The organism is Bacillus sp. DX4.1, assembly GCF_030348195.1.
In the GTDB taxonomy this organism is placed as follows: Bacteria; Bacillota; Bacilli; order Bacillales; family Bacillaceae_G; genus Bacillus_A.
Genome location: NZ_JAUCFT010000006.1, coordinates 298,822 through 318,552, shown reverse-complemented (window position 1 = coordinate 318,552; position 19,731 = coordinate 298,822). Strand labels below are relative to the sequence as shown.

General features: G+C 33.5%; 17 protein-coding genes and 3 pseudogenes. 9 read left to right on the top strand and 11 right to left on the bottom strand.

Annotated elements, in window-relative coordinates:
- Positions 1 to 80: 80 nt before the first annotated feature.
- Positions 81 to 638, top strand: coding sequence for an isochorismatase family protein (locus tag QUF99_RS01730; RefSeq protein ID WP_289368322.1), 558 nt, complete (start codon positions 81 to 83; stop codon positions 636 to 638).
- An 806-nt stretch (positions 639 to 1,444) separates the two neighbouring features.
- Here QUF99_RS01730 and QUF99_RS01725 read toward each other — a convergent pair.
- From QUF99_RS01725 to QUF99_RS01700, 6 genes and pseudogenes are all read right to left on the bottom strand, one after another.
- Complete coding sequence (locus QUF99_RS01725; protein WP_286125661.1) at positions 1,445 to 1,786, bottom strand: zinc ribbon domain-containing protein YjdM; 342 nt, start codon at positions 1,784 to 1,786, stop codon at positions 1,445 to 1,447.
- A gap of 134 nt (positions 1,787 to 1,920) precedes the next feature.
- Positions 1,921 to 2,160: a D-alanine--poly(phosphoribitol) ligase subunit DltC gene (dltC, locus tag QUF99_RS01720; RefSeq protein ID WP_289368320.1), complete on the bottom strand. Its 240-nt coding sequence runs from the start codon at positions 2,158 to 2,160 to the stop codon at positions 1,921 to 1,923.
- An 81-nt stretch (positions 2,161 to 2,241) separates the two neighbouring features.
- Positions 2,242 to 4,005, bottom strand: coding sequence for a SulP family inorganic anion transporter (locus tag QUF99_RS01715; protein ID WP_289368319.1), 1,764 nt, complete (start codon positions 4,003 to 4,005; stop codon positions 2,242 to 2,244).
- Between the two features lie 35 nt (positions 4,006 to 4,040).
- Positions 4,041 to 4,345 (bottom strand): annotated as a pseudogene (locus tag QUF99_RS01710) (DNA mismatch repair protein); the annotation flags it as partial.
- A gap of 1 nt (position 4,346) precedes the next feature.
- The gene (locus tag QUF99_RS01705) at positions 4,347 to 4,700 is read right to left on the bottom strand and encodes an ArsR/SmtB family transcription factor (protein WP_002035151.1); all 354 of its coding nucleotides are present in this window, start codon (positions 4,698 to 4,700) and stop codon (positions 4,347 to 4,349) included.
- Between the two features lie 338 nt (positions 4,701 to 5,038).
- Positions 5,039 to 5,137, bottom strand: a pseudogene (locus tag QUF99_RS01700) (IS6 family transposase); the annotation flags it as partial.
- Positions 5,138 to 6,472: 1,335 nt separating this feature from the next.
- Here QUF99_RS01700 and QUF99_RS01695 point away from each other — a divergent pair.
- The 3 genes and pseudogenes from QUF99_RS01695 to QUF99_RS01685 all read left to right on the top strand — a co-directional run bounded on the left by QUF99_RS01695 (position 6,473) and on the right by QUF99_RS01685 (position 8,764).
- Positions 6,473 to 6,853, top strand: a complete 381-nt coding sequence (locus QUF99_RS01695) for a DUF6262 family protein (RefSeq protein ID WP_289368318.1) — start codon at positions 6,473 to 6,475, stop codon at positions 6,851 to 6,853.
- A gap of 93 nt (positions 6,854 to 6,946) precedes the next feature.
- A pseudogene (locus QUF99_RS01690) lies at positions 6,947 to 7,483 on the top strand (GrpB family protein).
- 624 nt (positions 7,484 to 8,107) lie between these two features.
- Complete coding sequence (locus tag QUF99_RS01685) at positions 8,108 to 8,764, top strand: DUF5105 domain-containing protein (protein ID WP_289368317.1); 657 nt, start codon at positions 8,108 to 8,110, stop codon at positions 8,762 to 8,764.
- Positions 8,765 to 8,936: 172 nt separating this feature from the next.
- Here the strand turns inward: QUF99_RS01685 and QUF99_RS01680 are convergent, their stop codons facing one another.
- Together QUF99_RS01680 and QUF99_RS01675 are read right to left on the bottom strand one after the other, a co-directional pair.
- Entirely contained in the window at positions 8,937 to 9,287 is a 351-nt protein-coding gene (locus QUF99_RS01680; protein ID WP_289368316.1) for a VOC family protein, read from the bottom strand.
- A gap of 388 nt (positions 9,288 to 9,675) precedes the next feature.
- Positions 9,676 to 9,858: a hypothetical protein gene (locus tag QUF99_RS01675; RefSeq protein WP_289368315.1), complete on the bottom strand. Its 183-nt coding sequence runs from the start codon at positions 9,856 to 9,858 to the stop codon at positions 9,676 to 9,678.
- Positions 9,859 to 10,659: 801 nt separating this feature from the next.
- Between QUF99_RS01675 and QUF99_RS01670 the strand changes: the two genes are divergently transcribed.
- Together QUF99_RS01670 and QUF99_RS01665 are read left to right on the top strand one after the other, a co-directional pair.
- Positions 10,660 to 11,604 carry a hypothetical protein gene (locus QUF99_RS01670; protein WP_289368314.1) on the top strand — a complete coding sequence of 315 codons (945 nt, stop codon included), beginning with the start codon at positions 10,660 to 10,662 and terminating at the stop codon, positions 11,602 to 11,604.
- 679 nt (positions 11,605 to 12,283) lie between these two features.
- Positions 12,284 to 14,758: a LamG-like jellyroll fold domain-containing protein gene (locus QUF99_RS01665; protein WP_289368312.1), complete on the top strand. Its 2,475-nt coding sequence runs from the start codon at positions 12,284 to 12,286 to the stop codon at positions 14,756 to 14,758.
- A gap of 143 nt (positions 14,759 to 14,901) precedes the next feature.
- Here QUF99_RS01665 and QUF99_RS01660 read toward each other — a convergent pair whose 3' ends face one another.
- Positions 14,902 to 15,045 carry a helix-turn-helix domain-containing protein gene (locus tag QUF99_RS01660; protein ID WP_235605179.1) on the bottom strand — a complete coding sequence of 48 codons (144 nt, stop codon included), beginning with the start codon at positions 15,043 to 15,045 and terminating at the stop codon, positions 14,902 to 14,904.
- 282 nt (positions 15,046 to 15,327) lie between these two features.
- Between QUF99_RS01660 and QUF99_RS28425 the strand changes: the two genes are divergently transcribed.
- On the top strand, positions 15,328 to 15,573 hold the full coding sequence (locus QUF99_RS28425) for a DDE-type integrase/transposase/recombinase (protein WP_353958372.1): 246 nt from the start codon (positions 15,328 to 15,330) through the stop codon (positions 15,571 to 15,573).
- A 248-nt stretch (positions 15,574 to 15,821) separates the two neighbouring features.
- Here the strand turns inward: QUF99_RS28425 and QUF99_RS01655 are convergent, their stop codons facing one another.
- The gene (locus QUF99_RS01655; RefSeq protein WP_286121051.1) at positions 15,822 to 16,982 is read right to left on the bottom strand and encodes a transglutaminase domain-containing protein; all 1,161 of its coding nucleotides are present in this window, start codon (positions 16,980 to 16,982) and stop codon (positions 15,822 to 15,824) included.
- 424 nt (positions 16,983 to 17,406) lie between these two features.
- Here QUF99_RS01655 and QUF99_RS01650 point away from each other — a divergent pair, with 424 nt between their 5' ends.
- Positions 17,407 to 18,057: an IS6 family transposase gene (locus QUF99_RS01650; RefSeq protein WP_289368381.1), complete on the top strand. Its 651-nt coding sequence runs from the start codon at positions 17,407 to 17,409 to the stop codon at positions 18,055 to 18,057.
- A gap of 197 nt (positions 18,058 to 18,254) precedes the next feature.
- Here QUF99_RS01650 and QUF99_RS01645 read toward each other — a convergent pair whose 3' ends face one another.
- On the bottom strand, positions 18,255 to 19,211 hold the full coding sequence (locus QUF99_RS01645; RefSeq protein ID WP_289368307.1) for an alpha/beta hydrolase: 957 nt from the start codon (positions 19,209 to 19,211) through the stop codon (positions 18,255 to 18,257).
- 155 nt (positions 19,212 to 19,366) lie between these two features.
- Between QUF99_RS01645 and QUF99_RS01640 the strand changes: the two genes are divergently transcribed.
- Complete coding sequence (locus QUF99_RS01640) at positions 19,367 to 19,534, top strand: helix-turn-helix domain-containing protein (RefSeq protein ID WP_286121048.1); 168 nt, start codon at positions 19,367 to 19,369, stop codon at positions 19,532 to 19,534.
- Positions 19,535 to 19,731 lie beyond the last annotated feature (197 nt).

Genomic DNA, 19,731 nt, shown 5'->3' with positions numbered 1-19,731 from the left:
GAGGGCGATATTATGAATATTAAAATGAAGAAAGATTTGGAGAACATATATATAAATTATAGTGTAAAGGAGTTTTTCTATTGAACCAAGCTTTGCTTATTATTGATGTCCAACAAGAATTAGTTGATGGTAATAATGAAACTAAAAATGTGTTTAATAAAGAAGTATTATTAGATAACGTTAATTCGGTTATTAATAAAGCATTAGAGTCACATGCTTTAATCGTCTTTATGAGGGATACAGATGTTGCTGACGGCAAAGGTCCAGGGTTTCAAATACACCCGAAAGTAAAAGTGCCAACCAATGCAAAAACATTTGATAAAGCAGCTACAAATGCGTTTTATGGTACACCATTAATGGATTTTTTAAAGGAAAATGAGATTGAACATCTTGTTATCATGGGATGTAAAACAGAACACTGTATTGACACTGCGGTTAGAACTGCAACGGTAAATCATTTTGATGTTACTTTAGTTGGGGATGGTCATTCGACGACAGACTCTTCAATCCTATCTGCCGAAAAGATAATAAGTCATCACAATGAAATACTTCATGGTCATTACAATGTTGACAATTTTTCTGTTGTTCGGAATACTCAAGAAGATTTGTTTCAACCAATCCATGACAATTACCGATAAATCGCTATTTAGCCTCTTAACTTGAGAAGCTCAGAAAAAATTATTGATCTTCAGCAATCGGGCAAGATTGTGGGAGAACCCAAATTATATTTAAACGACTGTGTTGTTATATTTTTAATAAGGTGAAGTATCTTACACCAAAAATTAAATAAGTTTATTTTAACCCCGTCCTAAAATTAGAGCGGGGTTATGTGTGTTTAAGACATTAGAATTAAACGCGCTTATTGTAACTTTACACTCGAGGGTTCATTTCTTATTTAGGATGGGACAATATTGTCATGCGCTTAATTCCTATAATTCATTAAATGTCGAGAGATAGAAATCTTGTTTTGGGGACAATTCTAAATCTTAGCTTGATGGCAATAGGGGAGTACCAGCGTTCTTACAACTAGGGGCAAAGTAGCATTTCTTATAGGGGTACGGCAACGATTCCTTCTTTTTAGAGCCACTTATAAAACTAAAACAAGAAGCTGTATCTAAAAGGTCATTTTTAACGATCTTTTAAATACAGCTTTTTATGTAGGGATAGTACTAGCGTAGCTGATACCACCCGCAAACTGAATGGATATTAGGGATCCCGCCAACAAAATGACATAAAACTCACGTTAAGGAATTTCGGTTCTTATGTTTCATAGTATATTTACAGCATCATTTTTCAAAAAAATAGAAAGACCTCATTCAAGGATACTTATCATGAATGAGGTCTTTCTATTTTAAAAGTTGTTTAATTTCCCCCTTAAAAATGCTGTACATTCATTGGCTTTAAACAATTAGATCAAATTAACTCTGTTGCATTAAAATCGCATTTATACCTTTTTAACAAATTCAGATTTTAATTTCATGGCTCCAAAACCATCAATTTTGCAATCAATATCATGATCTCCATCAACTAAACGGATACTTTTTACTTTTGTACCTATTTTTACGACTGATGAAGTTCCTTTTACTTTGAGGTCTTTAATTACTGTTACAGAATCACCATCGTTTAAAACATTTCCATTTGCATCTTTGATTACCTTTGTATCTTCACTATTTTCAGTTTCTGATTCTAAAGTCCACTCATGAGCACATTCTGGACAAACAAAAAGATTCCCATCCTCGTAAGTGTATTCTGAATTACATTTTGGGCAATTTGGTAAATTAGACATATTTTAATTTCCTCCACTCGTTATCATTCATTCTAATATATAAGCATTATTTTCAATTTCCTTTTTACAACTTCGTAAGAAAAACAATTACTAAGTTGTAATTGTTTTTCTTATTTGTTTCTCAAACATCTATTTTATTGCATATCTTTCAATTTTTTAATAATCATGTTTGGTGTCGCCCATTCATCACGATCGAAATCAGAAATAGAGACTTCAATGTCTAAACGTTCTTGAAATTCTACTAATAAGGATACTGTACCAAAAGAATCTAGAATCCCTTCTTCAAATAATTGCACATCTGGGTTATTTTTTACGATATCATTTTCACATACTTCTTCTAAAATATTTAATACTTGATCTTTAAATTCAGACATTGTTCATTCTCCTTTATATTCATGATTTATAATGAATTTCTTCTTAGAAATCAAACAAACTTTGTATGTTGAGTAAATTTTTTAAAAATCTAATGCGTTTGCTTTATTATTTATTGTATTCCCTTCCTGGGATTGCTGAGAAAGCCCGGTACATTCATGAAAAGCGAAATGCTTACACCCTATACATTTTTTTGTATTCAAATGTTCTAAAGCACAGTTAATTGCTTCCCCGGTATGGTCAAAAAAGTTTTCTTCCCCAATCTCAGCGTACAATCCATTCTTATCTAGAGTTGCTTTTAGCTCTGATTGAATTCCTGAAATGAGAAGTACGCCACCTTGTTTTTTAAAATGCTGAACAATATTCCTAAAGTAAGACTCTCCTGTTGTATCGATAAAAGGAACTTTTCCCATACGTAAAATTAAAACTCTGGGTTTATAATGAATGGTCGCTAAAATATTTTGTTCAAATGTTTGGGCAGCCCCAAAGAATAATGGACCTTCTATTGTGTAAATACTAATTTGTGGGCAATCATGAGCTTTATTTACCACATGTGGTAGCAATTTTTCATTCTTTTTTGTATGATCAGGAAGCACTTTAGATATGACAAGCATATTACTCATACGCTTTGTAAATAAAATAATAGCTAAAATAAGACCGATTTCCACAGCTGTTGTCAAACTAGTAAATACAGTGAGCAAAAATGTTACCAGTAATACAAGAGAGTCTCCTGTCTTCATTTTAAGTATGTGAACAAAATGTTTTTGCTCACTCATGTTCCAAGCTACTACCATTAAAATAGGAGCCATGCTAGCAAGCGGAATATGTGAAGCATATGGAGCTAACAATAGAAGCGTGAATAACACAAATCCCCCATGAATAACACCCGACATCGGAGATACAGCTCCACTCTTAATATTGGTTGCTGTGCGGGCAATTGCTCCAGTTGCCGGAATTCCTCCAAATAACGGTGCAACAATATTGGCAATTCCTTGGCCAATAAGCTCTTTGTTACTGTTGTGTTTACTATTTGTCATACCATCTGCCACGACAGCGGATAAAAGAGATTCAATACCACCCAACATTGCAATAACAAATGCAGGGCCAATTAACTGTTTTATACGCTCTAATGTGATTTCTGGTATACCAAACTGAGGAAGTGTATTTGGAATCGTACCATATGCTGTACCAATAGTAGGCACATGACCTGAGAAAAATACAGTTGCAATTAAAGTTGAAATAACAACACCTACTAATGAACCTGGTACTTTTGGAAAAATTTTTGGTGTTATGAGTATAACAAAAAAGCAAATCAAAGCAATTATGACACTGTAAGAATTGGTAGTGCCGATATGAGTAAAAATTTCCTTCAGATTCGCTATAAATTCCTCATGCTTTTTTATACCTGTTAAACCTAAAAAACTAGCAATTTGTCCCGTAAAGATACTGACGGCAATACCTGATGTAAAGCCAATTGTTACAGGACGTGGAATAAATTTAATTAAAGATCCTAGTTTAAAAATTCCCATAAGGCATAAGATAATTCCAGCTAATAAACCAGCAAGTAGTAAATTTTCATATCCATAGGTAATTACAATCCCTAAAAGAATCGGAACAAAAGCACCTGTAGGCCCTCCAATTTGGTACTTTGAACCACCAAATAGCGAAATAAGTATCCCGGCAATACATGTTGTATAAATCCCATACTCTGGCTTAACACCAGAGGCTATAGCAAAAGACATAGCAAGCGGAATCGCAACAACTCCAACAATCATTCCTGAAAGAAGATCCTTTTGAAAATGTCCCAATGAATATCCTTCAAATCTTCCCGTAAATAACCCTTTCATTACAAAACCTTCTTTTCTATTTTTAATAAATCTTACCGACTATCTAGCTTTTTCATATCTATAAACGATTTAATTCTTACGTTATCTGGGGTACTATCTCTACGAAACATTCGTCCAGTACCCCTATTTGATCAAATAAAAAACTTTGAATTCTGCATAACCAAGCTGTACAAGCTGTATTTCTCTTTTGACATCCAACTCCATCCTGTAAATGCTGGCATGAAAAACAACAAGAATTTCCACTTTTAATACAAACATTACAAACGTGATGAGCTCCTATTGAGCGAAATATTTCCATTCCATGTTGAATGATATCTTCTTTCTTAACTTCAATGCTCAACTTAACCCTCCTTAACTATCGTTTCACGTTCTGTTTCATCTAGTTCTTCTAACATTGAAATCGTGTCGATTAAATGGTTGTTAAAAATTTTCCGTGCAACTACCAGTAAATCCACAATCATAGGGTCTCGTAGAGAATATAAAACTCGTTTTCCATCTTTAGTACCAACAACAATGTTTTTTGAACGTAGTACACTTAATTGTTGAGAAACAGCTGAACCTTCCTTGTTAAGGATGGTTTGAATTTCATTTACACTTCTTTCACCCTCTGACAATAGTTCTAGAATACCTATTCGCAGAGGATGTGATAAGGCTTTAAAAAAATCAGCTTTAAATTGTTGCATTTCATTTCCCATTAAAACACCTCTAGTACTTATTTTTAATTAAAAACCCAAAAACATCATATACATCTTCAAATGTTTGAATATGTATATGATACTTCTATAACTTACTATTTTCAATACAAATTTTGAAACGTTGAAAAAGAACCAGAAACGACCGTTTTTGGTCATTGAGAGGTACATCCCCTATAATTTGTCACTTTAGGAGTTATTTTATGTTGATTTTAAAAGATAAAATGCATAGTATGTATTTACTATGATATAAGAAGCTGCGAATATAAATTTAATAATTTATCGGTTCTGTTGCAAAGTTTCTTAAGAGATAAAAAGATGAAGTTGAGTATATCTGAATCTTATGCAATTGTGAGTAATTGCTGTAATTCATTGTACGTTGAAAAACCGAAGTCTGAGCCAAGACTTCGGTTTCTTTTATATAAAGCATGAACAGTTTCGGGGTTCAGCCGAGATACGTGTAAAAATAGATCATAGGCTTACTTTTATTACCAGTCAAATAATTATGAATAAATCTTATCAATAAAAATCTGATTTCTGAATTCTTTAGAAATCGGATTTTTTAGTTCTTCTAGAATGAAAAGAACATATAAAGTTAAATAATGGATTCTTTTACATTTTTAAAAGTTATAATTCTTATAAAAAGAATCATAACTTCTAAACCTCGCTTTAATTAATATGTTGCAACAACAAATAATTCGACAAATATATTAAAAAATCATCTTATTTAAACTATGAATAACCTATACATATGAAGTTTACATAAGACATCATTATCTGTAGCAAAAATGTTAATGCCGTAATTACATAAAGAAAAAGAATCCCTTATGATTTCTGGGATTCTTTTTCTTGTTTAAAGTTTGCTCACACAAATGATCTGCACATCAATTCATTCTTGATATACAGATCATTTGTATGATATTTTTTTACATATAATTGCAATTGCGGAATAATGAGCTTACATTACCGCTTTTAAAAGTTCTCCTACTAATGGGATTATTGCACCTAAGAATGATAAAACTGCCATTGCGATTGCCATATTATTTCCTCCTCCTATTTTGTATAGTAAGATAATGAACTTATATTACTGCTTTTAAAAGCTCTCCTACGAATGGGATGATTCCACCTAAAAATTTTAAAACGGCCATTGCGATTGCCATATGATTTCCTCCTCTTATTTTGTATAGTAAGATGTTGTAAATCTTTATACCCTTATTACAGTAAGCGCTTACATATATATCGATACATTTTAATATACAATATTACATAAGCTGGTTTTATTGCTATAAGGGGTACGGAAACGATTCAAGGAATAACCCGCCACATCTGAAAAATTTTCCAATTTCACTTTTGGTACAAGTCATTTGAGACACTTTCACCTTAGGAAAATCAGTAAATAGTCCGCCATTCCAATAGAGTGTACTCAATTGAGACGAAGAGTCTTAGATTTTAAATAGATACCATATAAAAAACAGTTCAATTAGAGTATTTTCGCTTCAAAAAAGTAAGAAAAATACAGGGATTCTATTTTTTACAGATGTGGCGGGTCAGTATACGAATCGTTTCCGTACCCCAACTAGACGTGCAAAAGTATGAACTGCACCTAAAGACAACAGCAAGGATGATACAAGCACTAGAAGAACGAGGCCGTCATGACACCGCCGAGAAGAACCGCACTAATTTAAAAAGATACGAAGATATTTTAAACACAATAAAGCAAGGTAACATCATATTTGGGCGACTAGAACGGGCAAAACAAAAGGCAGGTGTGTAAAATGGAGAAATATGACCGCTTAACGCATGTCAAGCAGCTTCATGAAATGCGTAAGAGAAATACCTTTCAGAAAGTGGATGAGGCTATTCAACGGCTCATACGAGCCAATGAAAACATCAATTTCAATAGTGTGGCAAGCAAAGCTGGCGTTAGCAAAGCAACTCTTTACAACAATATGGAAATACGGAAACGAATTGAGTCTTTACGTAAGCAGCAATCACAAGTTCTGACACCGAAACAGGTGAAACGTGAGATGAATGACAATAACAAAGATGTCATTATTGCTTCATTAAAACGTAAAATTAAGAAATTAGAAGAAGAAAAAGAGGAATTACGAGAACAGTTAAAAGTAGTCTACTCAGAAGTTTATAAAAAAATATAAACCATTTTATGAGAGAACGTCATGCCCATACTCGTCAACTAGAGGGGCAGTAATGAAAGGTCTTTTTCTATATAACTTTTAAAGGGTGATAATGTGAGACAAATAATCAAGATTGAGAATTATAATCCTAAATGGGAAAGTGAATTCTGTAAATTACGAGCCGTTATTGAGACTGCAATGGAGCAATTAATTTTGTCTATTGAACATGTTGGAAGTACCTCTGTCAAAGGAATTGGAGCTAAACCAATTTTAGATACAGATGTAGTGATAGAAGATTATAACGTTCTACCTAACGTAATAAAAGCTCTTGAAAAGATAGGCTATTTCCATCAAAGAAATTGGAGTTTTGAAGGTCGAGAAGCCTTTGGAAGAAAGGATATACTTGTTCCATGGGATGGGAAAAGTACAATTTGGATGGAACATCATTTATACGTATGTAACAAAGGCAGTAAAGAATTAGCGAGGCATTTAGCATTTCGTGATTATCTTCGTGACCATCCAGAGGCTATTATTAAATATGAACAGTAAAAAAAATATTTGGCAAAAAACGCAAAAAATCGAACGAATTACAGTTTAGGTAAAACTAATTTTGTAACTGAAATATTGGAAAAAGCTATGAAGTCTGATTAAAGTAACAGGGACGTTAGTACAATAAAGAAAATTCAAGGGACGGTATATTGTACATGACTAATATGTACCGTCCTTTATTTTTAGAAGTTTCTTTAAATTTAGGTCTTGATAATATAAAAAAGTTGCACTGTTTTTTTCTTTTTGATTAAAAAAATGTCTTAGCGTGGGTTTTACGACATTTGATTGGCGGGACCCCATCGCTATCAAGCTAAGATTTTGAAGTACCCCCAAAATGAAAATTTTCTTTCTCTACAGTTAGTTATTTGGAGAACTCAGTGTTGGTTTAAATAAAGTTTGATCAAAAATGTTTTGCAAATCCTTATTTAGTGAGAATCAAAAAGAAATCATTTTGAAAATAGATTAATCAAGATGGTTTCTTTTTGTGTATTGCATAGGGATTTAGTAGGGTCATTTTAATTAAACTTTATCCCAGTACTATAGATAACGGCGCACCTTGAAATAAAATAGGGTGTGATGTTTAGTGGTTTTTACATTTTAATAATTGTATATAAATAAAATATGCTATAGAACACCGAGATATAATGGTATGATATTACTGTAATTCATAATTTATACAGAAAAGGATAGGGATAGAATATGCTATATTCCAAAAAGTTAGTAGGTATGAGTTTGATAGTATCACTTACAATAGGTGGGCTAAGTGCTTGTAATACATATGTAGATTCATCGAAAGTAAAACAAGGAAGTGTATCTAAAAAGAGTGATAATGCAAATAGACCAGCTGAAGCTCTAACAGCTTACATGAATGCGGGCTTCTATGATAAAGACATAGACAAAATGAGTAAATTAACAGGTGAAGATGGAAAACAATTTAATGAAACGATGGCAGAAAAGGTTAGAAAAGCAATCCTATATAATTATGAAGGCGTATCTAGTATTACAGAAGAATCAGTAGATAACTATTTTAAAAATTTTAAAGAAGCAATACGGAAAAAAGTGAAATTTGAAACGAATGTTGTATATATAGACGGAGAAGGTAAAACTGCAGGAGTGGAAATAAAATCAAAGCCAATATTGATATCAAGTTTGAGAACAAAAGTTGAAGATGAGCAAAAAAGAATATTAAGTGAAAACCCATCAATATCTAACCCAAAATTAATAAAGCAACTACATGATTATTCATCTTCAATATTACTTGAAGCAGAAATATTTTCTACGGAAGAATCGGTAAGGGTTGATATGTATAATAAAGGTGACGATAAGTGGCATATAAATGGAGAGGATATAATGAAACTTCCAAGGATTTTATATAAACCATAATATATTATTAAACTCTTTATAAAAAAGATACTATTAATTCGATATACAGGTTTACTCAAACGATTTTCGAATTTTCTGTATTGTAAAAGGTAAGAATTTTTCTTGAAGCGAAGTTATGCAGAAACAACATATTGTGGGAACTATTGTAGGTTTGAAACAAAGTTAACGACTCTCATTCGAACGATTCAGCGATTTCATGCACGTTACCAAACGGATCAACGAAAGCAGCATATCGCCCTTGAGTAGGTTTATCATGCAAAAATTGAATACCCTTTTCCTTCATTTTCTTATAAGTTTGCTCAACAGATACGACCTCAAACACCAAAACTGTTCTAGCTTCGTTTGAATAATCTCCAATTTCTTTGGTCTTTTCACACTTAAAAGCTATAAGCTGACAGCCGTCAAGGGCAAATACAAGCTTATTTTCTTGCTCTAACAATGTTTGCAAACCCAGCAATTCAGAATAAAACCATCTCGCCTTTGTCATGTCATTGACGAAAATCATTATATGTCCTAGTTTCATAAGGCTATGCTGCCCCTTCACTTTTTTAAGGATACCATTTTTTATGGTTCATGCAGAATCTTTGCTAATGATTATTTGAAGTATTCGCGAATTGATTAACATATCCTGCCCGTTAGTTTAATAAATGGCGAAAAGGGAACGATTTAATTATAACGGGGTTCAGCCGAGATACGTGTAAAACTAGGTCATAGTAACACATTATTTACCAAACGTTGTTTATCGGTGATATTTGTAACATTATTAATAAAATGCCTTTTTGTTACACAGAAATCTGATAATGGAAATAAAATACAGACTATGACCCGAAATTACATGTATCTCGGTTGAACCCCTATATGGGAAGAAGAAGGCTGGAATGGAAGAAGCTAAACATTAAAAAGACAACCTCTTATTTTCTAGAGGTTGTCTTTTTAGTAGTAAGTAACCACATACCAATCTCAAAAAATATTACTATACACAATGTTTGGATAATATTTTCAAACCATTTAAATTGATTGTAATTAACATAATCAAAATACATAAGAACAATGTATAGCGGTAACAAAAAAATCAATGGTCTTTTATATTTCATACATATTTCCTCCCCTTTAAATACTGTTATGTATAACTATAACATTTCAAATAACTAAATATTCAAAATGATGTAATTAAACGTCCCTTGTTTTTGGGTGTGAGGCGGTGGTTGGGGTGAAGCGAAGCGAGGGGCTAGCCCCTTCTAGTGTCATAAAAATATAGAGTAAGAGAAACTTTATGGACAGTCGATCAAGGCGGTTCGGCAGGTACAATTGCTAGTCCAAGTCGTGCTACTTAAATCCTCGTTTTTGGTATGTTCGGCTTGGCGAAATTCTCACACCTGCCGAAATCCATTCGTCAATGGTGAAGCATAGCGAAAAAGGTGGAGATTTTTGAGCGATTTTTGCTCAAAAATACTACCTGTCCATTGATGGGGTACAGCCGAGATACGTACAAAATCTGGTAACATTGATACATTATTTACCAATAAACGTTTTTTGAAGATATTTGTAACATAAACGAACGTTCATTATTGTTACAGTACTAATAACCCTTAGCATGGGTTTTATGTTAGTACGTTGGCTGTACCCCAAGTAGAACGGAACCAACTATTGGATTCAAGGGTCATTCTGAGAGTAAATAACTATCATTTTAGTTTGATAAGTCTATTTTAGAGATTTCAAAGACTTTAAAATCAATGAAAGACTTTTGTAACATTTACGAAAGTAAATTGAAAGATATTTATAATAAGATAATTTTATCGAAGGTGATTTTATTCCACATTAAAAGTATAAGCAATGTACAGTATAATTTTATTTTTGTAATCTTATAGAAATGATGAAAAAAGAGGAGAAATAGCATGAAACGTATGAAAAAAATAATTCCCGCAGCATTTGTGTTAAGTACAGCTTTATTTGTAGCACCAGGATTTTCTTCTGCGGCTACTGATACTTCTACGAAAGTAGGAAATCTTCCAGTGGTAATCAGTTCTCAAGAAGGAAAAGCACCTATGACAGCAGCTCAGGTTGCTAAAAATGGTACTCAACTTCCTTACATTCCTACAGGTCCTTATGAAGAATTTCCTAATGAATGGCATGTTTCTACAGAAGATGGAAAGTTAATTGATTATGTATATGTAGATGTTGTTGCTAAAAGTAATGGAGCAAGAGTTTATGGATTAAAAATGGATGCTAATTCTCAACATAAGATTTTAAAAGCTGATGGCACTTGGCTTAAAGTTGGAGAAGAATATGAAAAAACAGGTAATAAAGGAGAATTATTATATACAATAGCAATTCCTAAAACTGATCCAATCTTAGAAGATACTAAATTGAAAAAAGACGTAAATTGGAAATTAATTGATTCAAATATAGTAGATAAAAATTCAGGCTATCATTGGAGCAAAGCAGTTACAAGTGGTATTTCACATAATGTAACTGTAGGATTATCTTATACAATTGGGATGGAAGTAGGTCTTGAGGGGGTTGCAACAGTAAATCAATCATTAACTGCAAGTTTTGGTTATGGTGTTACTCTAAATTCAGAAAGTACCGTTACAAAAACATTTGACTTTAATCCAAAGCCTACTGATTATGCATATGATCAATATAGAACTGCATTATATCAACAGGTAGCAACATATTCAGTTGTTCCAGGGGAAAAATTGCAAAAATGGATGTCTGAACAAAGTGGTGTTTGGGATAATCTTTTTGGTAAGTTAGGTGTGCAAAGTCCAACGGAATATAAAGTGAAAACCTCAGTTGATTATCCAGTAGATGTCTTAGTTGCTCTTACTTCGAAATAATTAAAAAGCTAGCAAAATGCTAGCTTTTTAATATCCCATCTATATGGAGACAATTTGTACATTAACCTGTCAAATCTGTAAAAAATAGAATATATATATTTTATTAGATATATATATTAAATTTATCCCAATAGAGTAAACCCTATTGGGGTTCAACCGAGATACATATAATTTCGGGTCATAGGCTGTATTTTATTTCCATTATCAGATTTCTGTGTAACAAAAAGGCATTTTATTAATAATGTTACGGATTATTTTTGATACAGTATTTTGTTACAACTAATTCAACGGTTAGGATATTTCATATGTTCAAATACAAAACGTAACAAAAACGAACGTTTATGTTACAAATATCACCGATAAACAACGTTTGGTAAATAATGTATTACTATGACCTAGTTTTACACGTATCTCGGCTGACCCCCTACTATCATCCATGTTCTTCTTCATATATTTGCACCAGAACCGGAATTATAGCTGTTTTCTTAATTGGGGTCGTTATGTACAAGCTTATTAAGAAAAAAATAGAAGAGAATGTCGATAAGAAAACCGCCTTATTTTGGCGGTTTTTACTTTGTTTTACAAATTTTTAACATTTTTTTACCTTTAATTTATACTAGTTTAATAACGTTTCGCTAAAATATTCTTGTATTTTACAATATATGCGAGGAGGATTTTTGTGATCAAAAAGATGTTGTGTAAAGTGAAAGGTCTTATTGGTTTTTTAGCAGTTTTCTTTTTAGTATTTACATCTTTTTCTTGGACTAGTTTTGCGGAAACAAAAGAAGAAAAAACAGAGAAAGAATCGTCAGAGAAGAAGATTGTTTTTCCGGTGTTAAGTGATGTACACATTAAAAATAGTGGAACGGATGATACGTTTCGTTTTCAAAGAGCGCTGCAGCAATTAAACGCAGTAGCTCCAAGACAAGATGCTTTTGTAGTTGTTGGTGATTTTACAGACAGTGGCTCGACGCAGCAGTATGATCGTTTCTTCCAAACTTATAAGCAATATGGAAATCAAAATGCAACTGCTATGTATGCTTTAGGTAACCATGATTATTGGAACGGATTATTGGCACATGATGCACAGAAACGTTTTCTTAAAAAAACAGGAATGGAATCTATCTATTATCACAAAGTTGTAAAAGGCTATCATTTTCTTGTGATGAGCCCGGAAAATGGAGTGACACATGGATATTATTCAGATACACAAATTAATTGGTTGAAGCAGGAATTAGTAAAAGCGAAGCAAGCTGATCCAAATAAGCCAATCTTTGTCTTTTTACATCAGCAAATTAAAGGAACAGTGTACGGGAGTCATGAATGGGGGACAAATGATAGTGCCAAAATTAATGAAGTCTTAAAAGAGTATCCACAAGCTGTAACGTTTTCTGGTCATTCTCATTATCCACTTGATGATCCAAGGTCAATTCACCAAAAAGACTTTACGTCTGTTGGTATATCATCAGTTAGTTATATGGAAGTGGAAAGCGGAAAAGTACAAGGAAATATTCCGCCAGGAGCTGAAACATTAAGCCAAGGTTTATTGGTAGAAGTAGACGATCAAAAAGTGACGATTCATCGCCGTGATTTTCATACGAACTCTTGGACAGGTGAGCCGTGGGTAGTTGAACTTCCAGCAAAGAAAGAATCTTTCAAGTATACAGAAGATCGTGATAAGGAAAAGCCGGCATTTTTACAAGATGCAAAGCTGAAACTTTCGAATATAACAGAGACATCTGTGACAGCAACATTTCCGCAAGCTGTAGATAATTTACTCGTTCACTCATACCGTTTGCAAGCAAAAGAGAAAGCAACAGGAAAGGTGAAAAACCATCTTTTAGCCTTCTCTGAGTTCTACCGGGATCCGGTGCCTAAAGAGCTGACATTTACATTAGGTGGACTCGATATTAATACGGAATATAACATAGAAGTAACAGCATTAGATTCATTTGGAAATGAAAATAGTGCTCCTTTGCACGAAGAATTTGAAACGAATACAGAAGTAATTGATCCGAATGCGAAAGTACCGAAAGCAGATGTATTCGATGTGAACTTTTTAGATGGTACTTTTAAAGACTATTCATCGTTTGGTGCAAATGGAAGTGTAAAAGGAAATGTAGCAATTGAGTATGAGAAACCTTTAAAGAAACACGTAATGAAATTAAGTGGACAGGATAATGCATATGGATATATTCCATTTTCAAATGAGCAAAAAGCAAAGGTAAAGGATTCCTTTACACTTGAAGCAACGTTTTCTATGAATCAAATTCGCAATCAAGCAATTATGGAAAATACCGAAAGCGGTGGAATTGGATTTGAATCAACAGGTTCTGGTTATGTAGAATTATGGGCGCATATTGGTGGCAGTTATAAACATATTGGTGTACAGTTAGAAGCTAATAAAACATACCATCTAACAGGAACATATAATGGAAGTGAACTTGCAGTATATGTAGATGGAAAAAAAGCAAATAGTCAGCGGGTAACGGGGAAAGTGTATCATCCAAACGTACCATTTGTAATTGGAGCAGATCCAACAAGCGCTGGTAATGGTAATGTTCCTTTAAATGGGAAAGTTGCACTTGCAAGACTATATAGTAAGGCACTAACGCCTTCTGAAGTGAAAGCGGCTTATCATGAGTTTAATAATCGCATAAAAATAGAAGAGATCCAAAACTTATATGAAGAAATGAATAAGGTAAAAGAAACATTGGCAGGTACTTACGAATTTGGAGAGAAACCTGGTCAATATTCACAAAAAGCGTTTGCTGAATTACAAAAAGCATATAACGGTGCAAAAGAAACGTTTGAAAGAATGACGGTAACAAAAGAAGAAATCGTTACAATGTATCAATCATTACAAACGGTACATCAAACCTTTTTAAATTCTAAAGTGGCAGAAGAAAAACCACAAACGGCGAAAGAAAAGCTTCAAGTAAAGATTAATGGAGCAAAAGATTTCTTAACAAAGATACAAGTAGGAACAGAGGTAGGGCAATACAAGCATGAACCAGTGAAAGCATTAGAGCAAAAAATACAAGTAGCCGAAGCAGTTGTACGTGATCAAAAAATGACGGACCAACGTGCAGATAGTATGCAACGTGCATTAGAGGATGCCATAGGGCTTGCTGAGAAAAGTATAAACAAATAGGGCGGGGAAGAGGCTTGTCATGGACAAGTCTCTTTTGCGTGAGGATCATTCGGGACTTGAGGGAGTAGAATATAGGGGTACGGAAACGATTCTGGGTATGAGGGTCCACTCTGGGATTTAATTACAAATATAAAAAAAGAACTTTATTCAAGTTCTTTTAATCTACGATACAGAGCGGCTTGACTCACTCCTGTAATTTGGCATATTTCCTTAACGGTTTTATTGGTATGCTTCCGTAATTCAATTGCATGATTCATACCTGGATGCTTATCCGTGTATTTCTTCAATCTTCCTCTATACACTCCTTTTTGGGGCACGGCAAGAATTCCTTCTTTTTTGAGCTACTCACTAGAGGACAGTTATATAATTATGTTTTTACATTTAATGGAGATGGAATTATTTGAGGCCTATTAGGGGTCACTATACATACCCATCAACTTAAGAACGGAAACAAAATGAATTTTTGTTCATATGAACTAAAAAACTCTTAAAATATTTTGTGGTCTTAAAAATAAGTATACTAAATAAACCTAGATAGGTATCATTTTTAAAAATTATGCAGCTTTCTTTTGTTTTCCAAATCCACTATATGGGCAAAAACACCCAATAATGAAATCGTTTCTTGGAAACTCTCACATCGCAATGATTTACAACTTGTTCTAGAAATACTTGATTTAGCAATACAAAAAAGAGATGTGTATGGAACCATCATCCACTCAGATCAAGGATGCCAATACACATCTCATGCTTATCATCGTAGGCTTCAACAGCTAGGTGCCATCAGCAAGCCACTCTCGCAAAGGAAACTGCCATGACAATGCTGGCATTGAATCATTCTTCTCTCATTTTAAATCCGAAATGTTTTATCTCAATTATTATCAAACAAAAGGAGAACTGATTCAAGCAATTGAAACATAGATTTATCATTATAACTACAAACGATTCCAAAAACGACTCAACCATTGAGCTCCGATTGAATATCGAATCTCGATGGCTGTCTAGTCTTTTTTTTAAAGCTGTCTACTTGACGGGATTAAGTCGATAAAAGATGTCTTTTTATATTTTAGTATGTAAATGTAATTGTCGCCAATGAATATCCAGCTTGTGCATTATAAGGTGCTACTTGGTAAGATACTTTTTTTGCACCTTTTGGCCAAGAAATTTCATTCAATACTTTCTTTACGTCTTGCATCGTTCCATCCATAGATTGTTTATAACGAACCTCTACTTTTTTTGGTTTTGATGCAAATTGCTGTTGCAATTTTTTCTTGAACTCATTATAATTATTCGCCCCATATTGTGCAGATAAATAAACAAGGTTTGTATCCTTTAGCATTTGCTGATATGTTAATGCTTTTGGGCTACCTGCTTTTATCTTATTTGTTAGTTCATTATAGTAGGTTGTTATTGCTTTTGGATATTTACTACGATCCCATTGATGGTCTTTTCCCAATTGTTCATCAGACATATTAAAATAAGAATATGTTACTCGTCCTTGCTTGTCTGGAATTGGATCATCGAATGTTGTGTCAAGATGATACCATTTCCCCTCAATTTTCACTAGATTCCAAGCATGAGCTTGTCCATTTCCAGTTCCTGTTACAATATGAGATTCTATTCCTGCTTCTTTTAGCAATTGATAGGTTAATAATGCATATCCTTGACAAACCGCTGAACGATTTGCTAATGCTTCATATGCCGTATAAGCTTTGTATGAAGTATCATATGAAACATGTTTCACTATATAATCATGAATTACTTTTACTTTTTCATGTCCATCCATTCCAGTCTTAACAATAGAATTTACAATTGATTTTGTTTGTGTTTTTACATATTGAGTTTGTTGTTTTGATTCACGGTATTTGATATTCAATGTGAATGTATAGTTTCCTGGTATACCACGAATTGAATAGTTTGTACTTGCTACATTATATTTTAAGTATTCATCCGAATCTACTACCTTGTCGTACGCTTTAACAAGCGTATTCATAACTTCTTTAATATTATTATTTTTTGTTTTATATGTAATGGTAATGTTCTCTTTACGATTATCAATATGCTTCTTTATTTCTTGTTGAAATCCTTGTAATAGTTTTGCATCCCCTTGTGGAGCTGCAACTTTTTGATTTGTAGCTGCATAAGAAACAGCCGGAATTTGTAAACCGCCAATCATTATCGTCGAACAAAGTACGGCCGTTTTTAAGTACTTGTTTGTCTTCTTCATCTTGTCACATCTTCCTACTTAAAATTATATGTAAATATTTTCACATAAATTTAAGTGTATAACAATTTTTCAAAAGAAAATATGTAATTATGCATATTTAGTTCTGGTGCAAAAAGATAATGAAGAGTAAAAAGTAGATAGTTCAACTTGGAATTGTAAGTTAACTAATTGCTACTGCATTATTGAATAAGGTTATGAGGATAAATAATTTAAGGTTAATAGGAACTGAATTTGATGAATGAAGAAATAGGAAAGAATGATGTAATGTTCGCTGGCTATCGAAGAGTGGAACTTTTTGATGAACAATTAGATATAAGATTTCCGGTTCTGTTGCAAAGTTTTCTAAAGTAAGCTAAACTCTGTAAAAAACAAACAAGGAGCGTAACAAATGGGATAATTTAAAGGAAAACAGTTCAAGAAAGATATTATCTTGGTAGCCGTTGGCTACTATTGTCGTTTTTCTTTAAGCTATCGCGATGTATCTGAAATCCTGAAGGAACGTGGGGTTTCGGTTCATCCTACAACCATTATGCGCTGGGTTCATGAATATGGAAATCTTATCTATCAAATTTGGAAGAAGAAAAACAAAAACACATTGTTATCTTGGCGTTTGGATGAAACCTATATCAAAATTAAAGGAAAGTGGTGTTATTTATATCGAGCAATTGATAAAGAGGGACAAACACTTGATATTCAACTTCGTCAAAAACGAGACAAACAAGCAGCATATGCTTTTATGAAAAGACTCGCTCGAACTTTTGGAGAACCAACGGTTCTGACGACAGATAAGGCTCCTTCTTTAGCTTCCGCATTCAAAAAATTAAAGGAGATAGGTCTTTACAAAAATACCTTTCATCGTACAATAAAGTACCTCAATAATATCATCGAGCAAGATCATCGACATGTGAAACGTCGATTTTCCCGTTCCTTAGGCTTTCAAAGTCTTCGCCATGCCTCACGTACTATTAAAGATATAGAAACTGTTCATGCCATATACAAACAAAAGCGAAGTCTTCAACCAAACTTCGTTTTTTCGACGTATAACGCATTACATGAATTATTAATAGTTTCATAAAACTGGTCCGCAATATTCCCCATCTCTTTATGTCTTCGGAAACTTTGCAAGAGAACCAGAACTATTATATTAGTTAGGAGATAAAAATGATAGCATCAGCAATTCTGGAAGTATCTTGAAAACAAATTGATACATGTTTGAAAGGTAAAAACACTCACAAATGTGTACTATTTGTGAGTGTTTCTTTTGTAAAGAGATTAAGCCTCTACCTTAGCTACTCTTTCGAAACCAGTCTTTACTGCTTGTATATATTCATTCACAGCGTGAATAGATACGTCGGCATTTGGATTTAATCCTTCGAACCAGTGATAGGCCCCAGGATATAAATGAAATTCGACATCAACACCAGCTTGCGCAAGTTTGGTTACATAGGTTAATGTTTCACTGCGGAATGGATCTAATTGACCAACAAATGTGTAGGTGTATGGCAAATTACTATAATCCTCTGCTCGAGCAGGGGCTGCATAGGCAGGAATATTATCCGTTCCATATATTTCTCCTAAATACATTTTCCAGCCAGCTTCATTTGTCTTTTGATTCCAAACAAATCCTTCTTTAATTTCATTCGTAGAAGGTGTATTATTTCGGTCATCAATCATTGGATAGAGTGGCATTTGGAAACAAATAGAAGGATATTGTCGATCGCGGGCTAATAATGTCAATGCTGCTGTTAGTCCACCGCCAGCGCTCGCTCCTGCAACACCAATTCGATTCGAATCAATGTTTAATGGCTCTGCATTATCAGCAATCCATTTTAATGCTGCATAACAATCCTCAATTGGTGCTGGATAAGGATGTTCAGGAGCTAAACGGTAGTCTACAGAAACGACCACACAGTTGGCTTCTTTTACAAACCTCATACAAGTATCATCATTATCATCTATAGACCCTAAGATATAACCGCCACCATGTATCCATAACAGGGCAGGTAAGGATTCATTATTTGATTTTGGACGATAAATTCTTAATGGTAATGGATTAGCATCAGGTCCTACAATGACTTCATCTGTTAATGAAAGGGATTCATCAACAACGGTAGGTGGTTTCATTTGCGATATTCCTTCTCTGATTGCTTGCAAGTACTCTGGGCGTAAATCGAGGTCTTGAAACATTTCTAATCCTGGTAATAACTCTGGATTTACTCGGTTCTTCATTTTAACACCCCTATTTGTAATCGTTTTCAAATAAGTGAAGTGCATTCTAAGTAGTTTAATTGTGATAAAATCATCACAATTAAATTGTAAAGTGGATATGTTGTAATTGTCAACGGAATATTCAAAAAATAGTTCTTCTTTTAGGAGGAAGTTTCATGCAACTAATTATACAAGCAGGTGATTTAGGACCAAAGTGGTTTCATGTCGCATTAAGAACTCTCGTCTTACTTGCTTCCTCAGAGAGTATGTTAAAAAGTCATTATATAGCTGAACGATTGGGAGAAGACCCAACCTTTGTTCGAAAGATACTATCAAAGCTATAGTATACGCTGACTATGTGAAATCTCATGGAGGCAGATATAGGGGTATGTGGTGTTAAAATTGAACATTCTGATATTTTATTCTCAACATATTTTCACTTTTTCTCACTGACATTCGGATACTTATATATTATTCTTATTATTGCAAGTTTTCGAAAAATCTAAGAGAAGGGGAATGGTCTATTGTATGAGACGTTCTT

Coding starts and splice junctions, on each gene's coding strand:
- QUF99_RS01725 (WP_286125661.1), bottom strand. CDS start 1,786: ATGTCTAATTTACCAAATTGCCCAAAATGTAATTCAGAATACACTTAC.
- dltC (WP_289368320.1), bottom strand. CDS start 2,160: ATGTCTGAATTTAAAGATCAAGTATTAAATATTTTAGAAGAAGTATGT.
- QUF99_RS01715 (WP_289368319.1), bottom strand. CDS start 4,005: ATGAAAGGGTTATTTACGGGAAGATTTGAAGGATATTCATTGGGACAT.
- QUF99_RS01705 (WP_002035151.1), bottom strand. CDS start 4,700: ATGGGAAATGAAATGCAACAATTTAAAGCTGATTTTTTTAAAGCCTTA.
- QUF99_RS01695 (WP_289368318.1), top strand. CDS start 6,473: ATGGAGAAATATGACCGCTTAACGCATGTCAAGCAGCTTCATGAAATG.
- QUF99_RS01685 (WP_289368317.1), top strand. CDS start 8,108: ATGAGTTTGATAGTATCACTTACAATAGGTGGGCTAAGTGCTTGTAAT.
- QUF99_RS01680 (WP_289368316.1), bottom strand. CDS start 9,287: ATGAAACTAGGACATATAATGATTTTCGTCAATGACATGACAAAGGCG.
- QUF99_RS01675 (WP_289368315.1), bottom strand. CDS start 9,858: ATGAAATATAAAAGACCATTGATTTTTTTGTTACCGCTATACATTGTT.
- QUF99_RS01670 (WP_289368314.1), top strand. CDS start 10,660: ATGAAACGTATGAAAAAAATAATTCCCGCAGCATTTGTGTTAAGTACA.
- QUF99_RS01655 (WP_286121051.1), bottom strand. CDS start 16,982: ATGAAGAAGACAAACAAGTACTTAAAAACGGCCGTACTTTGTTCGACG.
- QUF99_RS01645 (WP_289368307.1), bottom strand. CDS start 19,211: ATGAAGAACCGAGTAAATCCAGAGTTATTACCAGGATTAGAAATGTTT.
- QUF99_RS01640 (WP_286121048.1), top strand. CDS start 19,367: ATGCAACTAATTATACAAGCAGGTGATTTAGGACCAAAGTGGTTTCAT.